This is a genomic window from Allobosea sp. (assembly GCF_051860145.1).
In the GTDB taxonomy this organism is placed as follows: domain Bacteria; phylum Pseudomonadota; class Alphaproteobacteria; order Rhizobiales; family Beijerinckiaceae; genus Allobosea.
Genome location: NZ_JBHYEM010000047.1, coordinates 528 through 812 on the forward strand (window position 1 = coordinate 528; position 285 = coordinate 812).

A 285-nucleotide genomic window follows, 5' to 3' on the forward strand; every position below is an offset into this window, starting at 1 on the left:
GATGAGCTCGCCCCAGATGCGGCCGCGTGCATGCACCAGCGCGCCACCCTCGTTGAGCTTTCCCAGCTTGACGGGTGCGAACCCGAGTTGTTTGGCCAAACCCGCCACGGGAGCGGTCGCGTCCTCGTCGTCGCTCGACAGAAAGACGACCCGGTAGCCGCCTTCGACGATCGGATCGGCAGCCAGGGTGGCCGCAATCAGGTGATTGAACCCTTTGACGAGCTTGGCGCCGGTGAACGCCTTCGCGACGAAGGCGGAGGACGGGAGACCGTCCAGCTCTTCAGG

The 285-nt window shown here is 65.6% G+C and carries 1 protein-coding gene; it reads right to left on the reverse strand.

Annotated features, from left to right (window positions below):
• A partial coding sequence (locus tag ACTIF2_RS27595; RefSeq protein ID WP_465248477.1) for an NAD(P)-binding domain-containing protein occupies positions 1–285 on the reverse strand: 285 nt, incomplete at both ends.